Origin of the sequence: Leucobacter sp. CX169, from assembly GCF_017161405.1 — a bacterium.
GTDB lineage: Bacteria > Actinomycetota > Actinomycetes > Actinomycetales > Microbacteriaceae > Cx-87.
Map to the genome: position 1 here is coordinate 336320 of NZ_CP071051.1, position 17441 is coordinate 353760.

The 17441-nt window shown below is 65.8% G+C and carries 14 protein-coding genes and 1 pseudogene; 13 read left to right on the forward strand and 2 right to left on the reverse strand.

The features are described 5' to 3' along the window. The first annotated feature begins 12 nt into the window (after nucleotides 1-12). From JW030_RS01400 to JW030_RS01410, 3 genes are read left to right on the forward strand one after another with little or no spacing between them, the layout of a single operon-like run. Nucleotides 13-1872, forward strand: a complete 1860-nt coding sequence (locus JW030_RS01400; RefSeq protein ID WP_188046082.1) for an ABC transporter ATP-binding protein — start codon at nucleotides 13-15, stop codon at nucleotides 1870-1872. A gap of 44 nt (nucleotides 1873-1916) precedes the next feature. Beyond that, nucleotides 1917-2375 carry a 23S rRNA (pseudouridine(1915)-N(3))-methyltransferase RlmH gene (locus JW030_RS01405; protein ID WP_188046040.1) on the forward strand — a complete coding sequence of 153 codons (459 nt, stop codon included), beginning with the start codon at nucleotides 1917-1919 and terminating at the stop codon, nucleotides 2373-2375. A gap of 36 nt (nucleotides 2376-2411) precedes the next feature. Further along, on the forward strand, nucleotides 2412-2822 hold the full coding sequence (locus JW030_RS01410; RefSeq protein WP_188046039.1) for a hypothetical protein: 411 nt from the start codon (nucleotides 2412-2414) through the stop codon (nucleotides 2820-2822). A gap of 38 nt (nucleotides 2823-2860) precedes the next feature. On the opposite strand, the gene JW030_RS01415 is transcribed toward JW030_RS01410, so the two are convergent. Then, the gene (locus tag JW030_RS01415; RefSeq protein ID WP_188046038.1) at nucleotides 2861-3181 is read right to left on the reverse strand and encodes a helix-turn-helix domain-containing protein; all 321 of its coding nucleotides are present in this window, start codon (nucleotides 3179-3181) and stop codon (nucleotides 2861-2863) included. A gap of 321 nt (nucleotides 3182-3502) precedes the next feature. Between JW030_RS01415 and nrdH the strand changes: the two genes are divergently transcribed. The 6 genes from nrdH (at nucleotide 3503) to JW030_RS01445 (ending at nucleotide 10919) form a co-directional block, all read left to right on the forward strand. Then, entirely contained in the window at nucleotides 3503-3739 is a 237-nt protein-coding gene (nrdH, locus tag JW030_RS01420) for a glutaredoxin-like protein NrdH (protein WP_188046037.1), read from the forward strand. Nucleotides 3740-3818: 79 nt separating this feature from the next. Then, complete coding sequence (nrdI, locus tag JW030_RS01425) at nucleotides 3819-4220, forward strand: class Ib ribonucleoside-diphosphate reductase assembly flavoprotein NrdI (protein ID WP_188046036.1); 402 nt, start codon at nucleotides 3819-3821, stop codon at nucleotides 4218-4220. After that, on the forward strand, nucleotides 4220-6349 hold the full coding sequence (nrdE, locus tag JW030_RS01430) for a class 1b ribonucleoside-diphosphate reductase subunit alpha (protein WP_188046035.1): 2130 nt from the start codon (nucleotides 4220-4222) through the stop codon (nucleotides 6347-6349). The genes nrdI and nrdE overlap by 1 nt, the downstream gene beginning before the upstream one ends. Before the next feature lie 677 nt (nucleotides 6350-7026). After that, nucleotides 7027-8004 carry a class 1b ribonucleoside-diphosphate reductase subunit beta gene (nrdF, locus tag JW030_RS01435; protein ID WP_188046034.1) on the forward strand — a complete coding sequence of 326 codons (978 nt, stop codon included), beginning with the start codon at nucleotides 7027-7029 and terminating at the stop codon, nucleotides 8002-8004. Nucleotides 8005-8348: 344 nt separating this feature from the next. After that, the gene (locus JW030_RS01440) at nucleotides 8349-9173 is read left to right on the forward strand and encodes an Ltp family lipoprotein (protein ID WP_188046033.1); all 825 of its coding nucleotides are present in this window, start codon (nucleotides 8349-8351) and stop codon (nucleotides 9171-9173) included. 519 nt (nucleotides 9174-9692) lie between these two features. Then, nucleotides 9693-10919, forward strand: coding sequence for a pyridoxal phosphate-dependent aminotransferase (locus tag JW030_RS01445; RefSeq protein ID WP_241095498.1), 1227 nt, complete (start codon nucleotides 9693-9695; stop codon nucleotides 10917-10919). 422 nt (nucleotides 10920-11341) lie between these two features. On the opposite strand, the gene JW030_RS01450 is transcribed toward JW030_RS01445, so the two are convergent. Then, the gene (locus tag JW030_RS01450; RefSeq protein WP_188046031.1) at nucleotides 11342-12529 is read right to left on the reverse strand and encodes an ROK family transcriptional regulator; all 1188 of its coding nucleotides are present in this window, start codon (nucleotides 12527-12529) and stop codon (nucleotides 11342-11344) included. A gap of 95 nt (nucleotides 12530-12624) precedes the next feature. On the opposite strand from JW030_RS01450, the gene JW030_RS01455 reads away from it, so the two are divergent. The 4 genes and pseudogenes from JW030_RS01455 (at nucleotide 12625) to JW030_RS01470 (ending at nucleotide 17427) form a co-directional block, all read left to right on the forward strand. Continuing rightward, entirely contained in the window at nucleotides 12625-13725 is a 1101-nt protein-coding gene (locus tag JW030_RS01455) for a Gfo/Idh/MocA family protein (RefSeq protein WP_241095499.1), read from the forward strand. After that, nucleotides 13701-15248 (forward strand): annotated as a pseudogene (locus JW030_RS01460) (sugar ABC transporter ATP-binding protein). The gene JW030_RS01455 and the pseudogene JW030_RS01460 overlap by 25 nt, the downstream one beginning before the upstream one ends. Continuing rightward, nucleotides 15245-16291 (forward strand): ABC transporter permease, encoded by a 1047-nt coding sequence (locus JW030_RS01465; RefSeq protein ID WP_188046030.1) that lies wholly within the window; start codon nucleotides 15245-15247, stop codon nucleotides 16289-16291. The pseudogene JW030_RS01460 and the gene JW030_RS01465 overlap by 4 nt, the downstream one beginning before the upstream one ends. Further along, nucleotides 16288-17427 (forward strand): ABC transporter permease, encoded by a 1140-nt coding sequence (locus tag JW030_RS01470; RefSeq protein ID WP_188046029.1) that lies wholly within the window; start codon nucleotides 16288-16290, stop codon nucleotides 17425-17427. The genes JW030_RS01465 and JW030_RS01470 overlap by 4 nt, the downstream gene beginning before the upstream one ends. The last annotated feature ends 14 nt before the right edge of the window (nucleotides 17428-17441 follow it).

The following is a 17441-nucleotide window of genomic DNA, read 5'->3' on the forward strand; positions in this document are numbered from 1 at the left end:
CAACCCATGAGTATGGGTGGCGGGGGCGGTCGCGGCGGAGGCCGAGTGTCGAGTGGCGATTTTGCCGCGCAGCGGGCGGCTAACCGCCAAGCGCCGACGGTGGCGAACCTCGGCCCCCGCATCCTCGATCTGTTCCGCCCCTATCGGGCGCCGCTCATCGCCATTATCGGTCTCGTCATCGTCTCGGCGGCCCTCGGCATCGCCCCGCCGCTCTTGACCCAGCGCATCTTCGACGATGGGCTGTTCCCCAAGACTGGCGGCCCGAACCTTGACCTCCTGCTCTGGCTTGTCATCGCGATGGTGGCGGCGTTCGCGCTCTCCTCGGCGATTGGGCTTGTGCAGACGTTGCTCACTGCGCGGGTCGGCAACCGGGTCATGGGCGACCTGCGGATCCGGCTGTTCTCGCACCTGCAGGCGATGGAACTCGGCTTCTTCACCCGCACGAAGACCGGCGTGATCCAGTCCCGCCTGCAGAACGACGTCGGCGGCGTCTCGAACGTGCTCACGAACACGGTCAGCAACGTCGTCGGCAACACGGTGACGGTCATCGCGGCGTTCATCACGATGCTCGTGCTCAGCTGGCAGCTCACGGTGGTTGCGCTCCTACTCATGCCCGTGCTCGTCATCGCGCAGCGCCGGGTGGGCCAGGTGCGCGCGCGCATCGCGGGGCAGACGCAGGAATCGCTGTCCGAGATGACCTCGATCACGCAGGAGGCGCTCTCGGTGTCGGGGGTGCTGCTCGCGAAGACGTACTCGCGCCAGCGGGCCGAGACCGAGCGCTACTCCGACGAGAATGCGACGCAGATTCACCTGCAGGTGAAGCAGTCCATGAGTGGCCAGGGCTTCTTCGCCCTCGTGAACATCTTCCTCTCGGCAGTCCCCGCCGCCGTCTACCTCATCTCGGGCTGGCTCATTTCGGGCGGCGACATGACGATCACCGCCGGCACGATCGTCGCGTTCACGACGGTGCAGGCGCGGTTGCTCTTCCCGATGATGGCGCTCATGCGCGTCGCCCTCGACCTGCAGACCTCGAAGGCGCTGTTCGCCCGCATCTTCGAGTACCTCGACCTGAGGCCAGCGATCGTGGACCGCCCGGACGCGCGGCCCCCGGTCGCGGCTCCCGGTTCGGCGCGCATCGCGTTCGAGGACGTCGTCTTCCGCTACCCCGACCAGACCCCTGACGAGCGCCCGACCCTCGACCACGTGTCGTTCACGGTCGAGCCGGGTGAGTTCGTGGCGTTTGTCGGCGCTTCAGGATCAGGCAAGACCACGATCAGCTACCTCGTGCCGCGCCTGTATGACGCCAGCGAGGGGACCGTCCGCTTTGGCCCCGATGACGTGCGCGAGCTGCAGCAGGAAGCGCTCATGGACCAGATCGGCATGGTGACGCAGGAGTCGTACCTGTTCCACGCGACGATCGCCGAAAACCTGCGGTACGCGAAGCCCGACGCGACGGACGCCGAGCTCGAGGCGGCGGCCCGCCAGGCCAACATCCACGACACCATCGCGGGCTTCACGGAGGGCTACGACACGATCGTCGGCGAGCGCGGCTACCGGCTCTCGGGCGGCGAGAAGCAACGCATCGCGATCGCGCGCGTGCTGCTCAAGAACCCGCCGGTGCTGATTCTGGACGAGGCGACGAGCGCGCTCGACACCGTGAGCGAGCGGGTCGTGCAGCGTGCGCTCGACAGCGCCCGGAGCGGCCGCACGACGATCGCGATCGCACACCGGTTGTCCACCGTCATTGACGCCGATCGCATTTACGTGTTCGGCGCGGGGCGGATCCTGCAGCACGGAACCCACGAATCGCTGCTCGCCGAGGGCGGGCCCTACGCCGAGCTGTACGCGCAGCAGGGTGGCACTGCGGTCTAGTGTGCACGTCGGCGTAACGTCGGCAGATCGGGTTGAATAGGGCTATGGCAATCCGGATCCTGGCAGTGGGCAAGAAGCACGAATCGTGGGTGCTTGACGGGATCGACCGATACGAAAAGCGCTTGGCGAAGCCCTGGCAGACGAAGTGGCAGTTGCTGCCGCACTCGGCGCGCGAGGGTGAGGCAGCGCGGGCCGAAGAGTCGGAGCGGATCCTGTCGAAGGTCGGGCCGGACGACTTCCTGGTGCTGCTCGACGAGCGCGGCAAGAACCTGGACTCGCCGGAGCTCTCGCGCACGGTGCGGAGTGCGCTTGACGCTAGCCGACCCGTGACGCTCGTGATCGGCGGCGCCTACGGGGTGGACGACCGGGTGCGCTCGCGGGCGAACGTCGTGTGGAGTCTGTCGAGGCTTGTGTTTCCACACCAGCTCGTGCGGCTCATCATCGCGGAGCAGCTCTACCGCGCGCAGGAAATCGCCGGGGGGCGGCCGTACCACCACGTCTAAGGCCCCAGTGTCGGCGGTCCTGTTTAGCGTGAGCCCATGAACCCGTTTCGCCTCACCACCCGTCGCATCCGCAGCCAGGCCCGCGCGCCGGGCCCGCCGCTCTGGCCGCTGGCGCCCCCGTCCGTGGCGCCGCGTCGACCGCGCTGGGGCGTCACGCCGGGGCCCGCCGCCTGCGCGGTGCCCTGGCGGGTGGTGCGGAGCGACGCGGGCGGGGTGATCGAGCTCGAGAACGTGGGCGGCGAACCGCTCGCCTCAGTGCGCTTTGCGCTCGCGGGGAGCGGCATGCTCGGGCTCTCGCTTCCGTGCAGGATCGAGCCGGGGGAGCGGCTGCGCGTGGTCGTGCGTGGCTCGCTCGCCGAGGGTGCCGCGGCCGGCGCCGACGCGATGCTCGTGGTGCGGTGGTTTCGCCCGGACGGGTCGGAGCTGTTGTGGGCGATTGCGCTGTGACGGTCCCGGCAGGTCGGCGTCCGCGTGCGGGCCGCGCCCTATTGGGCGTCGCGCTCGCGCAGCTGTTCTTCGCGGGCGCGAATCAGGTCGGCCGCAGTGATGCGGCGTTCGATCGGGGCGACGTGCTCGGCGGTGACGTACCGGGTGAGGTCAGAGACGCTGGTGTCGAGGGCGGTCGCGATGCGCGTCATGGTGTCGAGCTTGGGGTTCGCCTGGCCGCGCTCGATGCGCCCGATGTTGCTCGGGTCGACGTGCGCCAGCTCGGACAGGTCGTGCTGGCTGATGTTGAGCGCTTCACGGATCTCCTTCATGCGCTTTCCGAGGGCACGCGCCGGGAGGCGAGAAGAGGGGAGATCCATGCTCATAATGCTGGCGGCGCCCCGGGTGTTTGATCTAGAAGCGTTTGCACCTAGGGCGTTTGTGCCCTTTTCGCGCAACGCACGCGACACGCCAGGACCCGGCCTGTGGGGAAATTATTTCGCTCGGTCCACACCTGTGGATAACTGTCCGTTTGGGCCGGATTGCTGCCAAAAGTTCTCCCCAGGGCGCAGTGAAAGACCGTGAAAACCCCGTGGAATATGACACTGCTGTAACTACACCATGTTGTGGTCGGCAGAGGTGTGGTTCACTATATGTAGTGCCTCGGTCGAGGTTCTAGAGACTTAGCGGAGGGTTTACAAATGGCGATCACCGTCTACACCAAGCCGTCGTGCGTGCAGTGCACCGCGACCTACCGTGCGCTCGACAGCAAGGGTATTGAGTACAACATCCTCGACCTTTCGGAGGACCCTTCGGCGCTCGAAGCCGTCAAGGAGCTTGGTTACCTGCAGGCGCCCGTCGTGGTGACTGACGATGAGCACTGGTCGGGCTTCCGCCCCGACAAGATCGCGGAGCTCGCCGGCCGTCTGGCCGACTAACTTCCGCAGCAACGCCGCGCCCGCGAGGGCGCACCCGACGGGGCAATGGCGAAGGGGAGATGCGAAAGGAGCTGATCTCGTGGCAAACCTGGTGTACTTCTCGAGCGTTTCGGGAAACACGCACCGGTTCGTCGAGAAGCTCGGCCACCCGGCCCTCCGCATCCCGATCTTCGCCCACGATGAGCCACTTCACGTTTCCGAACCTTTCGTGCTCATCCTCCCCACATACGGTGGCGGGCCCGACACACGCGCTGTCCCCAAGCAGGTCATCCGGTTCCTCAATGACGAGCGAAACCGGAACCACCTGCGCGGGGTCATCGCGGCGGGCAACACCAACTTCGGCGAGGCCTACGGGCTTGCGGGCGACATCATCGCCCGCAAGTGCGCGGTGCCTCACCTCTATCGATTCGAACTTTTTGGTACACCGGACGACGTCACCGCCGTCCACGAAGGATTGGAACACTTTTGGAGACTGCAGTAATGGCGTCCTCGAAGGTCAGCGAGATGGACTACCACTCGCTGAACGCGATGCTCAACCTCTACGACGCAAACGGCAAGATCCAGTTCGAGAAGGATCGTGAGGCGGCGCGGCAGTACTTCCTGCAGCACGTCAACCAGAACACGGTCTTCTTCCACAACTTCGAAGAGCGCCTGCGCTTCCTCGTGGACAATGATTACTACGAGAGCGAAATGCTCGAGCAGTACTCGCTGGAGTTCATCGAGACCCTCACCAACGAGGCGTACGCGATGAAGTTCCGCTTCCCGACCTTCCTGGGCGCGTTCAAGTTCTTCACCTCGTACGCGCTCAAGACGTTTGACGGCGGCCGGTACCTCGAGCGCTTCGAGGATCGCGTCGTGATGGTGGCCCTCGGGCTCGCCCAGGGCGACCAGGAGTTCGCCCGCAGCCTCGTCACCGAGATCATTTCGGGCCGGTTCCAGCCCGCGACCCCCACCTTCCTGAACCTCGGCAAGGCTCAGCGCGGAGAGCTCGTCTCGTGCTTCCTGCTGCGCATCGAGGACAACATGGAGTCGATCTCGCGCGGCATCAACTCGTCGCTGCAGCTCTCCAAGCGCGGCGGCGGTGTGGCACTCTCGCTCTCGAACATTCGCGAGGCCGGCGCCCCGATCAAGAAGATCGAGAACCAGTCGAGCGGCATCATTCCCGTGATGAAGCTCCTCGAAGACAGCTTCAGCTACGCGAACCAGCTCGGTGCGCGTCAGGGCGCGGGCGCGGTGTACTTGAACGCGCACCACCCCGACATCATGAAGTTCCTCGACACCAAGCGCGAGAACGCGGACGAGAAGATCCGCATCAAGACCCTCTCGCTGGGCGTCGTGGTGCCCGACATCACGTTCGAGCTGGCCAAGTCGGGCGAGGACATGTACCTCTTCTCGCCGTACGACGTTGAGCGCGTCTATGGCGTGCCTTTCGGCGACATCTCGGTCACCGAGAAGTACCACGAGATGGTCGACGACGCGCGCATCAAGAAGACGAAGATCAACGCACGCCACTTCTTCCAGACCGTTGCTGAGCTGCAGTTCGAGTCGGGCTACCCCTACATCGTGTTCGAGGACACGGTGAATCGGGAGAACCCGATCAAGGGCCGCATCAACATGTCGAACCTCTGCTCAGAGATCCTGCAGGTCAACACCCCGACCACGTACAACGAGGACCTCAGCTACAACGAGATTGGCAAGGATATTTCTTGCAACCTCGGCTCGATGAACATCGCGATGATGATGGACGGCGCGGACTTTGCCGGCAGCGTCAACACCGCCATCCGCGGCCTCACCGCGGTGAGCAACATGAGCCACATCTCGTCGGTGCGTTCGATCGAGGACGGCAACGACAAGTCGCACGCCATCGGCCTCGGCCAGATGAACCTGCACGGCTACCTCGCCCGCGAGCGCATCCACTACGGCAGCGAGGAGGGGATCGACTTCACGAACATTTACTTCTACACGATCCTGTTCCACGCGCTGCAGGCCTCGAACGAGATCGCGATCGAGCGAGCTGAAACCTTCGTCGGCTTCGAGGACTCGAAGTACGCGTCGGGAGAGTTCTTCGACAAGTACACCGATCAGGAGTGGACGCCGGCGACCGCGCGCGTGCGCGAGCTCTTCGAGAACGCTGGTGTCGCGATCCCGTCGCAGGAGGACTGGGCCGCGCTCAAGTCCAGCATCATGACGCACGGCATCTACAACCAGAACCTGCAGGCGGTGCCGCCGACCGGCTCGATCTCGTACATCAACAACTCGACGTCGTCGATCCACCCGATCGCCTCGAAGATTGAGATTCGCAAGGAGGGCAAGCTCGGGCGCGTGTACTACCCGGCGCCGTTCCTCACGAACGACAACCTCGCGTACTACGACGACGCGTACGAGATTGGCCCCGAGAAGATCATCGACACGTACGCCGCGGCGACGCAGCACGTCGATCAGGGCCTGTCGCTGACGCTGTTCTTCAAGGACACGGCGACTACGCGCGACATCAACAAGGCGCAGATCTACGCGTGGCGTAAGGGCATCAAGACGATCTACTACATCCGTCTGCGCCAGCTCGCGCTTGAGGGCACTGACATGGAAGAGTGCGTCAGCTGCATGCTGTAGAAAAAGCTTGAGGCCGAGTGCGCTAACACTCGGCCTCAAAAGTCCTCCGGTAGAGGAAGACCCCAGTTTCACTTGGTCTGATTACTCTACACGAGTTGTTTCTCGAACGACTTTGAGAGCTCACGGGGGCAATTCCGCCACACATCTTGTGGAGAGTATGGAGGCCAGCGATGGCGAACTCAGCAAACCGAAGCACCAACACCGGCCGATTCGTGTCGAATGCGACCGCAGCTCGGTGGCCGCAATACACGGCTCGAGATACATTCGGGCCAGGTACGTCAAACAGTAGGCCGGTTGTGCGAGACAGCAGCACCGGGCAGTTTGTGTCAGCTCGGCAAGCAGACAAGGATCCGAAAGGGACTTGGACGCAGCTGATCTAGTTCCAATCTAGTGGTGCGGGTTTTGCGCGCAGGCTAGTGGCATATGTAAAGTGGATGGCCTCGTCGGGGCCATCCACTTTACTTGTTTGCGGCACACTATGTTGTGTCGAGGCGAGGTGAGCCCTACTAGATCTAGTTAAACCCTCATGTCGTGTGTGGGGCGTGTTTCGACGCTATTCAAGGTAAGATTCTAGGACGCCTGGCGATTCTGTCGTACACGACATTGAAGGTGCGAGGCGCCTCGGCGATTCGCCTTTGAGCGAGACTCGAACACGCAGACGACGGAGAAGCAAATATATGAACCCGAAGCCGTTCAAGCTGGGACATGCGGTGCAGGCGATTAACTGGAACCGCATTGAGGACGAAAAGGACCTCGAAGTTTGGCACAAGCTGACGACGAACTTCTGGTTGCCCGAGAAGGTGCCGCTGTCGAACGACGTCCAGTCGTGGGCGACGCTGACGCCCGAAGAGCAGCTGCTCACGATGCGCGTGTTCACCGGTCTCACCCTGCTCGACACGATTCAGGGCACGGTCGGGGCGGTCTCGCTCATTCCCGACGCGATCACCCCGCACGAGGAAGCCGTCTACACGAACATCGCGTTCATGGAGTCGGTGCACGCCAAGAGCTACTCGTCGATCTTCTCGACGCTGTGCTCGACGCAGGAGATCGACGACGCGTTCCGCTGGTCGACGGAGAACGCGTATCTGCAGAAGAAGGCGCAGATCATCGTCGACTACTACGAGGGCGATGACCCTCTGAAGCGCAAGGTCGCCTCGACGCTGCTCGAGTCGTTCCTGTTCTACTCGGGCTTCTACCTGCCGATCTACTGGTCGTCGAAGGCGAAGCTCACGAACACGGCCGACCTCATCCGCCTCATCATCCGCGACGAAGCTGTGCACGGGTACTACATCGGCTACAAGTTCCAGAAGGGTCTCGAGAACGAGACCGTGGAGCGTCAGGCGGAGCTCAAGGACTACACGTTCTCGCTCATGTACGAGCTGTACGAGAACGAGGTGAAGTACACGCAGGATCTCTACGACGGCATCGGTCTGACTGAAGACGTCAAGAAGTTCCTGCACTACAACGCGAACAAGGCGCTCATGAACCTCGGCTACGAGGCGATGTTCCCCAAGGAGATGACGGACGTCAACCCGGCGATCCTCTCGTCGCTCTCGCCCAACTCGGGTGAGAACCACGACTTCTTCTCGGGCTCGGGTTCGAGCTACGTCATCGGCAAGGCTGAGGCCACCGAGGACGAGGACTGGGACTTCTAAGTCTCTTTTGCTTTACGCGAATGCGCGGTTCCCCTCGGGGCGCCGCGCATTCGGCGTTTCTAGGTGCTCTTTGGGCTGGACCGGATCCTCGACATGGTGGAGGGTGGTGGGCTCAGCGAGGCGCGGTTCGCGCCTGCTTGGAGGATGGGGCCAGGTTTCTCAATTGACTTCCACGCTCGCATCGAGGCCGCCCGCGTTTGATAGCGCCCCTCGGGGGCTGGGCATCAGGGGATTCGTGCAGGAAGGGACTGCCCGAGAGAGGCGCGCGGAGCGAGGTTGGGAGTAAGCTGAGAATACTCTGAGTCCCAGGTATTGAATTTCTACACGAGAGAGAGTTCTCCGCTATGACTAGTCCAATTTCCGCGCCCCCCGGCGCTCCAGGGGAGTTCACGGCTGCGCCTGGGGCGTCATTCGCCCCCGCGTATCAGCCGCCAGCAGACCCGGGCGTCGGCGACAAGAGTTTTGTTGCGACCTGGCTCTTTGCGTGGTTGCTCGGAATATTAGGAGTCGATCGCTTCTACCTGGGCAAGATTGGAACCGGAATAGTCAAGCTCCTAACCTTCGGCGGATTCGGAGTGTGGGTCTTGGTGGACCTCATTCTGGTCTTGGCGGGCGCCCAGCGGGACAAGTCTGGGCGTCGTCTTGCTGGCTACGACCAGCACAAGAAGCTTGCATGGATTATTACGGGAGTCATGGTGGCGCTTGGGCTCATTATTGGTGCGGTGACGCCCAATGGTTCGCCGGAAGTCTCGAAGCTGTCCTCCGCGGTAGTGGCGCAGGACGAGGAAGCGCCTGAGGTCGAGGCAGTAGTTGAGGAGCCCTCTGCAAAAGAGGCTGAGGTTACAGCCCCCGTCGTGCCAGACGTGCCGACGGAGTACAGATCTGCCTTGAACAAGGCCCAGAGCTACTCCGACATGATGCACATGAGTAAGGCAGGACTATTCGACCAACTGACCTCCGAGTTCGGAGAGAAGTTCTCGGTCGAAGCCGCTCAGTACGCGGTGGACAATGTCAGCGCCGACTGGAACCTTAACGCCCTCGCGAAAGCGAAGTCGTACCAAGAAAACATGTCGATGTCCCCCGAGGCCATTCGCGATCAGCTGATGAGCGAGTATGGAGAAAAGTTCACGCCGGACGAGGCGAACTACGCAGTTCAGAACTTGGGCTAGCGGGTAGAGGGAAGGCTCTCTCGGGGCAATCAGTAGGCGCCTCGAGGGAGTTTTCTGTATCGTTTTGGCAGTTGACTGAGCCAGGCAGGCCGGGGCGACCTGGTTCGCTCGATCCAGTATGCAATCGCAACGGCCCCGTGAAGTACCTGACGAGTAGGCGGCGTTGTACGTCCCCTCCAAAGGAAAAGTCGACTGCGGACCGCGGCCCGCAGACGCCGCCAGGATGAGGCGATGCGGAAATCTAGCGACCTTCGATGGGTGCCTCTCTGCGGCTGCTTCGGAGTAGGTCACTCGATCGAAGCCGCGAGTACAGATTCGTTTGGCCCCGAATCGGCGGCCGGGAGGAAGGCGAGTCGGCTGTACTCGCTTTCGGAAAGTGCCCAGAAATTAGGGTGAGGCGATCCGGCGTAGAACCCCGGCCTTCATTCCGGGGACTGTTGGAAGAACTAGCCTCGGCAGCAACGAGGCAGATCTTCTCCGGAACATGCGGCGCCCTACGCGCGTGACAAGATGTCTCCTGTGCGATCCATCACCCAGGCGAAGAAGCTCAGCGGCGTCCGATACGACGTGCGCGGCCCCATTCTCGAAGAGGCCGAGCGGCTCGAGCGCGAGGGCCATCAGATCCTCAAGCTCAACATCGGCAACCCGGCGCCCTTCGGGTTCGAGGCGCCGCCCGAGATCCTCGCGGAGATCACGCGAGCGCTCCCGTTCGCGCAGGGGTACAGCGACTCCCGGGGGATCCTGCCGGCCCGCGAAGCCGTCGCAAATTACTACGACCAGCTGGGCGTGAAGGATGTCGGCCCCGAGCACGTGCTCGTCGGGAACGGCGTGAGCGAGCTGATCTCGCTCGTGCTGCAGGCGCTCGTCGACGTCGACGACGAGATCCTCGTGCCGTCGCCCGACTACCCGCTGTGGACCGCCCAGGTCACGCTCTCGGGCGGCCGGCCCGTGCACTATCCCTGCGTCGAGGCGAACGGGTGGATGCCCGATCTCGAGGCGATCGAGGCGCTCGTCACCCCGCGCACCAAGGGCATCGTGCTCATCAACCCCAACAACCCGACCGGGGCGGTGTATTCGGCCGAACTGGTCAAGGGGTTCGCGGCCCTCGCCGAGCGGCACGGCCTCGTGCTCATGGCCGACGAGATCTATGAGCGCATCTTGTACGACGGGGCCGTCCACGAGCATGCGGCGCTGCACGTGTCCGAGACGCTCTGCCTTACCTTCAGCGGGCTCTCGAAGGCGCAGCGTGTCGCGGGGTTCCGCTCGGGCTGGGTGGTGACCTCGGGTAACCGCGCGATGGCGAAGGACTTCCTCGAGGGCCTGACGCTGCTCGCCAACATGCGCATGTGTGCCAACGTGCCGGCCCAGTACGCGATCCCGGTCGCCCTCGCTGCCGAGCACAACTGGTCGGGCATCTCCGAGCTGTGCGGGCCGGGCGGCCGGCTGCGCGAGCAGCGCGACGTCGCCCACCGCCTGCTCACCGAGATCCCTGGGGTCAGCTGTGAGCTACCGGGTGGCGCGATGTACCTCTTCCCCAGGCTCGACCCCGAGCAATACCTGATCGCCGACGACCAAGCGTTCGTGATCGACCTGCTGCGGGCGACGCGCGTGCTCGTCACGAACGGGCGCGGGTTCAACCTGGCGACCCCGGATCACCTGCGGTTTGTGACACTGCCGACGACCGGGGTGCTGACCGAGGCGATCGGGCGCATCGCCGAGTACCTCGAGGCGGTGCGGGTCCGGTAGCGCCTCGGGTTCGCCCGCACCAGCAGGGGGACATGTCCACTCCACGTAGTACTCGCCGAGACTTCTGGCTGGGTGGAGCGGCGGCCGTTCGTAGCGACGGGCACGATGACGACGACGTGCCATCCGCTGACGCTTCCGAGCATGCTAGTCTCCCTGGTTCTCCGAGTATCGCCAGCATGGACAGGTCTGCGAAACAGCCGCCCGCTACGCCCACCCGACCACAACTCGCGGAGTTCTGCTGCGGAGCGGGCGCTTCAGCGGGTAGGGCCAGGGGAGTGCAGGTAAATCATTCCGGAAATGAGAATCATGTCGGACCATTTCGGGCGAATTCGTCCTGAATGTTTGTCGTTTCCGTAATGTTTAACGGGGCCGGGCCGCCGGCGCAGGCCGCCGGCGCGGGCCGGCGCAGGGCGCCGCCGCGCCTACGCCCCAAGCTCGGCCGAAATACGCGCCGGGGAGAGCGCGGCGTCGATCGCGAGCCGTGCAGCGCCGAGAATGGCCGAGTCGCCCGCCGCACGCGACGGCGCGATGGTCAGGTGCTCGGTCGAGAGCGGGATTGAGCGCGCGTAGACGACCTCGCGCACGCCTGCCAGCAGGTGCTCCGCCGCCTGCGCCATGGTGCCGCCGATCACGATCGTCGACGGGTTCATCAGGCTGACGCACACGGTGAGCACCTCGCCGAGGTCGCGGCCTGCCTGCCGGATCGCCTGGATGGCGCGCACGTCGCCGGCCTTGGCGAGCGCGACGACCTCGATCGGCCGCTCGAGCAACGCGTCCGGCGTGCTGAGCGCGTGCGCGAGCGCGCGGCCCGAGGCGACGGCCTCGAGGCAGCCGCGGTTGCCGCAGGCGCAGGGGGTGTCGCTCGCACGGGTGAGGGCAACGTGGCCGATGTCGCCCGCCGCCCCCTGCGCACCCCGGCGCAGGGTGCCGCCGGAGATGATGCCGGCGCCGATGCCGCTCGCGACCTTCACGAAGATGAGGTCGGTGACGTCCGGCCACGACGACGTCTGCTCGCCGAGCGCCATGATGTTCACGTCGTTGTCGACGAGAACGGGTACGCCGAACTCGGCGCCGAGGGCGCCGGGGATGTCGAAGCGGTCCCAGCCCGGCATGATGGGCGGGTTGATGGGGCGCCCCGTCGAAAACTCGACCGGGCCGGGCACGCCGATGCCGATGCCCGCAATTTGGGAGGCGCTGAACGAGGTCTGGCCCAGCAGGGCCCGAGTGCTCGAGATGATCCACTCGATCGCCGGAGCTGGCCCGTCCGCGATGTCGCGCGGCGCCGAAATGTCGGCCAGAAGATTGCCTTCGAGATCGGTGAGGGCGATGCGCCCGTGGATCGCGCCGAAGTCGACCGCCACGATAATCCGGGCGCGCGGCTGGAACGCGACCTGCGAGGAGGGCCGCCCGCCGGTGGACACTGCGTCTTCGACCGGCGCGATGAGCCCGAGCTCGAGGAGTTGATCGATGCGCTGCGAAACGGTGGGGCGTGAGAGGCCGGTGATCGCGGCGAGCTTGGCCCGGGTGCGCGGCTGCCCATCGCGGAGCAGCTGGAAGAGACCTCCCGCGGTGGAGAGGTTCTGCTCGCTTGATGAGGGAGGAGACGTCACGCTTCGAGTAAACCACAGTGCATAAGTTGGTAACAGTTCGATTACTTATGAAAAGAACTTGGCAAAAGATGCGCGTGTTCATTCATGATGGTCGCATGGTGTTCGAGTCAATGCTGCCTCACCCCGCCCCGCGCATCGGAATGCTCGGCGGCGGCTTCATGGCGCGCACGCACAGTCACGCAGCCCGGGTCGCGGGGGCGAGGCTTGAGGTGCTCGCGACCTCCCGCCTCGAGAGCGCCGAGCGCACCGTTGCTGATCTGGGGTACGCGCGAGCCGCCACCGCTGAAGAGCTCATCGCCGAAGCCCTGCCGGTCGTGCACGTCTGCACGCCGAACGGCAGCCACGTCGACTACGCCCGTGCGGCGCTCCGCGCCGGGTCCCACGTCATCTGCGAGAAGCCGCTCGCCACGAACGCCGCCGACGCGCGGGCGCTGGCCGACGAAGCCACCAGCCTCGGGCGCCCGGGTGCCGTGCCCTTCGTCTATCGCTACCACCCGATGGTGCAAGAGATGCGCGCGCGGCTGGCGAGTGGCGAGTCCGGCGCCCTGCTCACTGTGTCCGGGCAGTACCTGCAGGACTGGCTGCTCGCCCCGGGCGACGACAACTGGCGCGTCGCTACCTCGGCGGGTGGCCCCTCGCGGGCCTTCGCAGACATCGGATCACACCTGGTCGACCTGATCGAGTTCGTGACGGGGGACCGCATTGCGCGCCTCGTCGCCGCGACCCGCACGGTCCACGCCGAGCGCGGTGGCCGCGCGGTCGAGACTGAGGACGCGGTCGCGCTGACGGTCGAGCTGTCCTCCGGATCAATCGGCTCGATGCTCGTCTCGCAGGTCGCGCCCGGGCGCAAGAACGGCTTGGTCCTCGAGATCGCTGGGTCGGCGGAGAGCCTGCGTTTTGAGCAGGAAGACCCCGAGCGGCTCTGGGTAGGCAAGCGTGAGCACTCCCTGCTGCTGCGCCGCGACCCGGACGTGCAGACGGGCGAGGCGGCACGCCTCAGCACGCTCCCCGCCGGCCACCCGCAGGGGTACCAAGACGCCTTCAACTCCTTCGTCGCCGACGCCTACGCGGTCGCCGCGGGCGAGACGCGGGAGGGCCTGCCCACCTTCGCAGACGGCCTGCGCGCCGCGGTGATCACCGACGCGGTGCTCGAGTCTGCCCGCACCCAGGCCTGGGTCGAGGTGAGTGCAGCGTGAACGCCCCCATTCTGACCGTCACCGATGTGCGCAAGCAGTTCTTCGGCGTCGAGGTGCTGCACGGGGTGGGGCTCGAACTCGTCCCCGGGACCGTTCACGGGCTCGTCGGCGAGAACGGCGCCGGCAAATCGACGCTCATGTAGGTCATCGCCGGCGTGCACCGGCGCGACAGCGGCGACGTTCGATTCGACGGCCAGAGCATCGACTTCGGGCATCCCGCAGAGGCGGCCCGCGCCGGCATCGCCTGCGTGTTCCAGGAGTTCAACCTGCTGCCCGAGCGCACGGTCGCGCAGAACGTGTATCTCGGCCGCGAGCCTATGCGACGTGGCCTCGTGGACGTCGAGGCCATGCGTCGCGACACCACGCAGCTCTTGCGGGATCTCGGTGTCGAGGGCATCTCGCCCGACGCCCAGGTCGGCGGCCTGACCGTCGCCGAGCAGCAGATCGTCGAGATCGTGAAGGCACTCTCGGTGAACGCCCGCGTCATCGCGATGGACGAGCCCACGGCGGCGCTCGCCGACCACGAGGTCGGGATCCTGTATCGCGTGATCGCCCGCCTGCGCGAGCGCGGCGTGGCGCTGCTCTACGTGTCGCACCGCCTCAAAGAGATCTTCGACCTGTGCGACACGATCACGGTACTGAAAGACGGTGCGCTCGTCTCGACCGACCCGGCTGCCGACCTCGACCAGGCCACTCTCGTGCGCCGCATGGTGGGCCGACCGATCAGCGCGTTCTTCCCGCCGCCCGCGGACGGCACCACGCTGGGGGCAGCCCTCGTCGCGGTTCGCGGCGGCGGGAACGCCCAACTTGAAGGCATCGACATCGAGCTGCGCGCCGGCGAGGTCGTCGGAGTCTCCGGGCTGCAGGGCTCGGGGCGGACCGAGCTGGCCGAGGCGATCTTCGGCACCGCCCCGTTCACGCGCGGCGAGCTCCGCATCGACGGCGAGCCCACCCGGATCCGCGCGGCGCGTCAGGCGGTACGCCGCGGGATCGCGCTCGTCACGGAGGACCGCAAGCGCACGGGCCTCGCCCTGAACCAGTCGATCCTCGACAACGCCTTGCTCGCCATCCGTAGCGTCTTCCCCGGGCGCACCCGCCAGACGCGCGCCGCGATGCCGGGCATGTTCACCTCGCTCGAGGTCATCAGCCAGGGCGTCGGCCAAGAGGTCCAGGCGCTCTCGGGCGGCAACCAACAAAAGGTCGTGCTCGCGAAGTGGCTCGCGACCGAACCCCGCGTCGTCCTGCTCGACGAGCCGACCCGGGGCATTGACGTCGGCGCGAAGGTCGCCGTGTACCAACTGATCCGCGAGCTCGCGAAGCGCGGGGTCGCGATCCTGCTGATCTCGAGCGAGCTGCCCGAGGTGATTGGCATGGCCGACCGCATCGTGGTCATGCGCGACGGCCGGATCGCGGGCGAGCTGCCCGCCGGCTCGACCGAGGAAGCCGTGCTTGCATGCGCCACGGGGGTCACGGCCGGCCCGCCAACCCGCACCGTGATCGAACAGGAAGGTGACGAGCGATGAGCGCCCTCACGCGCCGCCTCCGCGGCCTCGACACGACCGTGATTGTCTACCTCGCGCTGATTGCCGTGCTCGTGCTGAGCGCCATCCTCGTGGCGACCGCCGGGCGCAACCTCTTCAGCCCCGGCAGCATCCGCGACATCCTGACCGGCATGAGCGTGCTCGGCCTCGTCGCGATCGGCCAGACGCTCGTCATCCTGGGCGGATCCCTCGACCTCTCGGTGCCCTACGTCGTGAGCCTCACGAGCCTGCTCGCGGCCCAAACCATGAACGGCCAGGCAGGCATGATCGTGCCGGCGGTACTGCTCGCGCTCGGCGTCGCCGCCCTCATCGGTCTCGCCAACGGCCTCATCGTCACCGTGCTCAAGGTGCACGGCTTCATCGCGACGCTCGGGGTCGGGCTGCTGCTCAAGGGGTACCTCGACACCCAGTACAAGGGCACGGCAGGATCCGTGCCGCGGGAGTTCCAGCTGTTCGGGGCGACCGGGATCGGGCCCGTGCCCGTCTCGACCATCGTCATGCTCGCGCTCGCCGCCGCGGTGGCCTTCCTGCTCGCCCGCAGCAAGTTCGGACACCACCTGTTCGCGGTGGGCGGCGGGCCCGAGGTCGCGCGGCTCTCGGGCGTGCGCACACAGCCCCCGCTGATCTGGGCGCACGTGCTCTGCTCGGTGTTCGCCGGCATCGCCGGGCTGCTGCTCGCGAGTCGGCTCGGTGTCGGCAGCCCGACGGTGGGCACCCAGGGCGGGTACGACCTGCTCTCGATCGCCGCGGTCGTGCTGGGCGGCACCTTGCTTGCCGGCGGGCGCGGTTCGATCTGGGGCACGATCGGCGGCGTCGCCATCTTCGCCGTGCTCGACAACCTGATGAGCGTGCTGCAGGTGAACCCCTTCCTCAAGGACGTCGTGCGCGGGGCCGTCATCGTGATTGCCGTGGCGATCTACTCGCGCCGCCGACTGGTCGCCCGGCGCGAACGATTTACGAGCGCGGGGACGGATGTGCAGGGCGGCTCCCCGGTACCCGCTGCTGCTGAAGGGACGGCGTCATGAGCACCCCGCTGGCTGTGCAGGATCGCGGCGCCGGATTCGGCGAGCGCGCCGGGGCGCTCGTGCGGGCCGTGGTGAGCCCCCGCGGCGCGGTGTACCTCTTGCTCGTCGTGATCCTGATCGCGATTACGGCGCTGAACCCCTCGTTCGCGGAGCCGGGGCAGCTGATGCGCTACATCCAGCGCGTCGCGCCGATCGCGATCGTGGCGATCGGGCAGTACTTCGTCATCGTAAGCGGCGAGTTCGACCTGTCGATGGGCTCGCTCGTGACCACTCAGGTAGTGCTCGCAGGCACGTTGATTGGGCAGGACGAGAGCAAGATCCTCCCCGTCATGATCTTCCTGACGGTGCTGGGCATCGCGGTCGGGGCCGTCAACGGGCTCGTCACGACGCTGCTGAAGGTGCCCTCGTTCATCGTCACGCTCGGCATGATGCTCGCGCTCTACGGCGGCGTGATGTGGTGGACAGGTGGCGCGGCCACCGGCAACCCGGCCGACTCGTTCCGTCAGATCGGCCGCGGCGGCATCACCGATCTGCCGATCATTGGCCTGCTTCCCTGGGCGGTCGTCGTCCTGGTCGTCGTCGTGGCGATCGCCGTGTGGCTTTCGAAGCGGCCCTACGGTCGGGTGCTCGTCGCGATTGGTGACAACCCCGCGGCCGGCGCCTTCGCCGGAGCGTCCGTGTGGCGCACCAAGACGCTCGCGTTCGTCATCTCGTCACTCTCGGCGACCATTGCGGGCGTGCTGCTCGTCGGCTATGCCGGTGTGCATCCCTCGGTCGGCAAGGGCTACGAGTTCATCGCGATCACCGCGGTCGTGCTCGGCGGGGTCGTGCTGGGCGGCGGGCGAGGAAGCGTGTGGGGTGCGCTCGCCGGGGCCTTCGCGCTCGAGTCCCTCTTCACCCTGCTGAACTTCGCCTCGGTGCCGTCGACTCTGCGCGACGCCATCCAAGGCGCCATCATTATCGCGGCCGTCGCCTACTCGGGTGTGGCGTTCGGTTCGCGTAAGCGTCGGCGTGCCGATCCCGGCACGTCGCAACCGAAAAACGATCCGTCCGGCGACGCCGGGCGGGCAGCGGCGGGGAGCACCCCGTCATCCGATTCCGCGGGCAGCGACGCTGCGCGGGAGCAACACAAGTAAAGGGAGTGAACGAT

Bases quoted from the DNA above. Each gene is read 5' to 3' on its own strand.
- JW030_RS01400 (WP_188046082.1), top strand. From the start codon at position 13: ATGGGTGGCGGGGGCGGTCGCGGCGGAGGCCGAGTGTCGAGTGGCGAT.
- JW030_RS01405 (WP_188046040.1), top strand. From the start codon at position 1,917: ATGGCAATCCGGATCCTGGCAGTGGGCAAGAAGCACGAATCGTGGGTG.
- JW030_RS01410 (WP_188046039.1), top strand. From the start codon at position 2,412: ATGAACCCGTTTCGCCTCACCACCCGTCGCATCCGCAGCCAGGCCCGC.
- JW030_RS01415 (WP_188046038.1), bottom strand. From the start codon at position 3,181: ATGGATCTCCCCTCTTCTCGCCTCCCGGCGCGTGCCCTCGGAAAGCGC.
- nrdH (WP_188046037.1), top strand. From the start codon at position 3,503: ATGGCGATCACCGTCTACACCAAGCCGTCGTGCGTGCAGTGCACCGCG.
- nrdE (WP_188046035.1), top strand. From the start codon at position 4,220: ATGGCGTCCTCGAAGGTCAGCGAGATGGACTACCACTCGCTGAACGCG.
- nrdF (WP_188046034.1), top strand. From the start codon at position 7,027: ATGAACCCGAAGCCGTTCAAGCTGGGACATGCGGTGCAGGCGATTAAC.
- JW030_RS01440 (WP_188046033.1), top strand. From the start codon at position 8,349: ATGACTAGTCCAATTTCCGCGCCCCCCGGCGCTCCAGGGGAGTTCACG.
- JW030_RS01455 (WP_241095499.1), top strand. From the start codon at position 12,625: ATGGTGTTCGAGTCAATGCTGCCTCACCCCGCCCCGCGCATCGGAATG.
- JW030_RS01465 (WP_188046030.1), top strand. From the start codon at position 15,245: ATGAGCGCCCTCACGCGCCGCCTCCGCGGCCTCGACACGACCGTGATT.
- JW030_RS01470 (WP_188046029.1), top strand. From the start codon at position 16,288: ATGAGCACCCCGCTGGCTGTGCAGGATCGCGGCGCCGGATTCGGCGAG.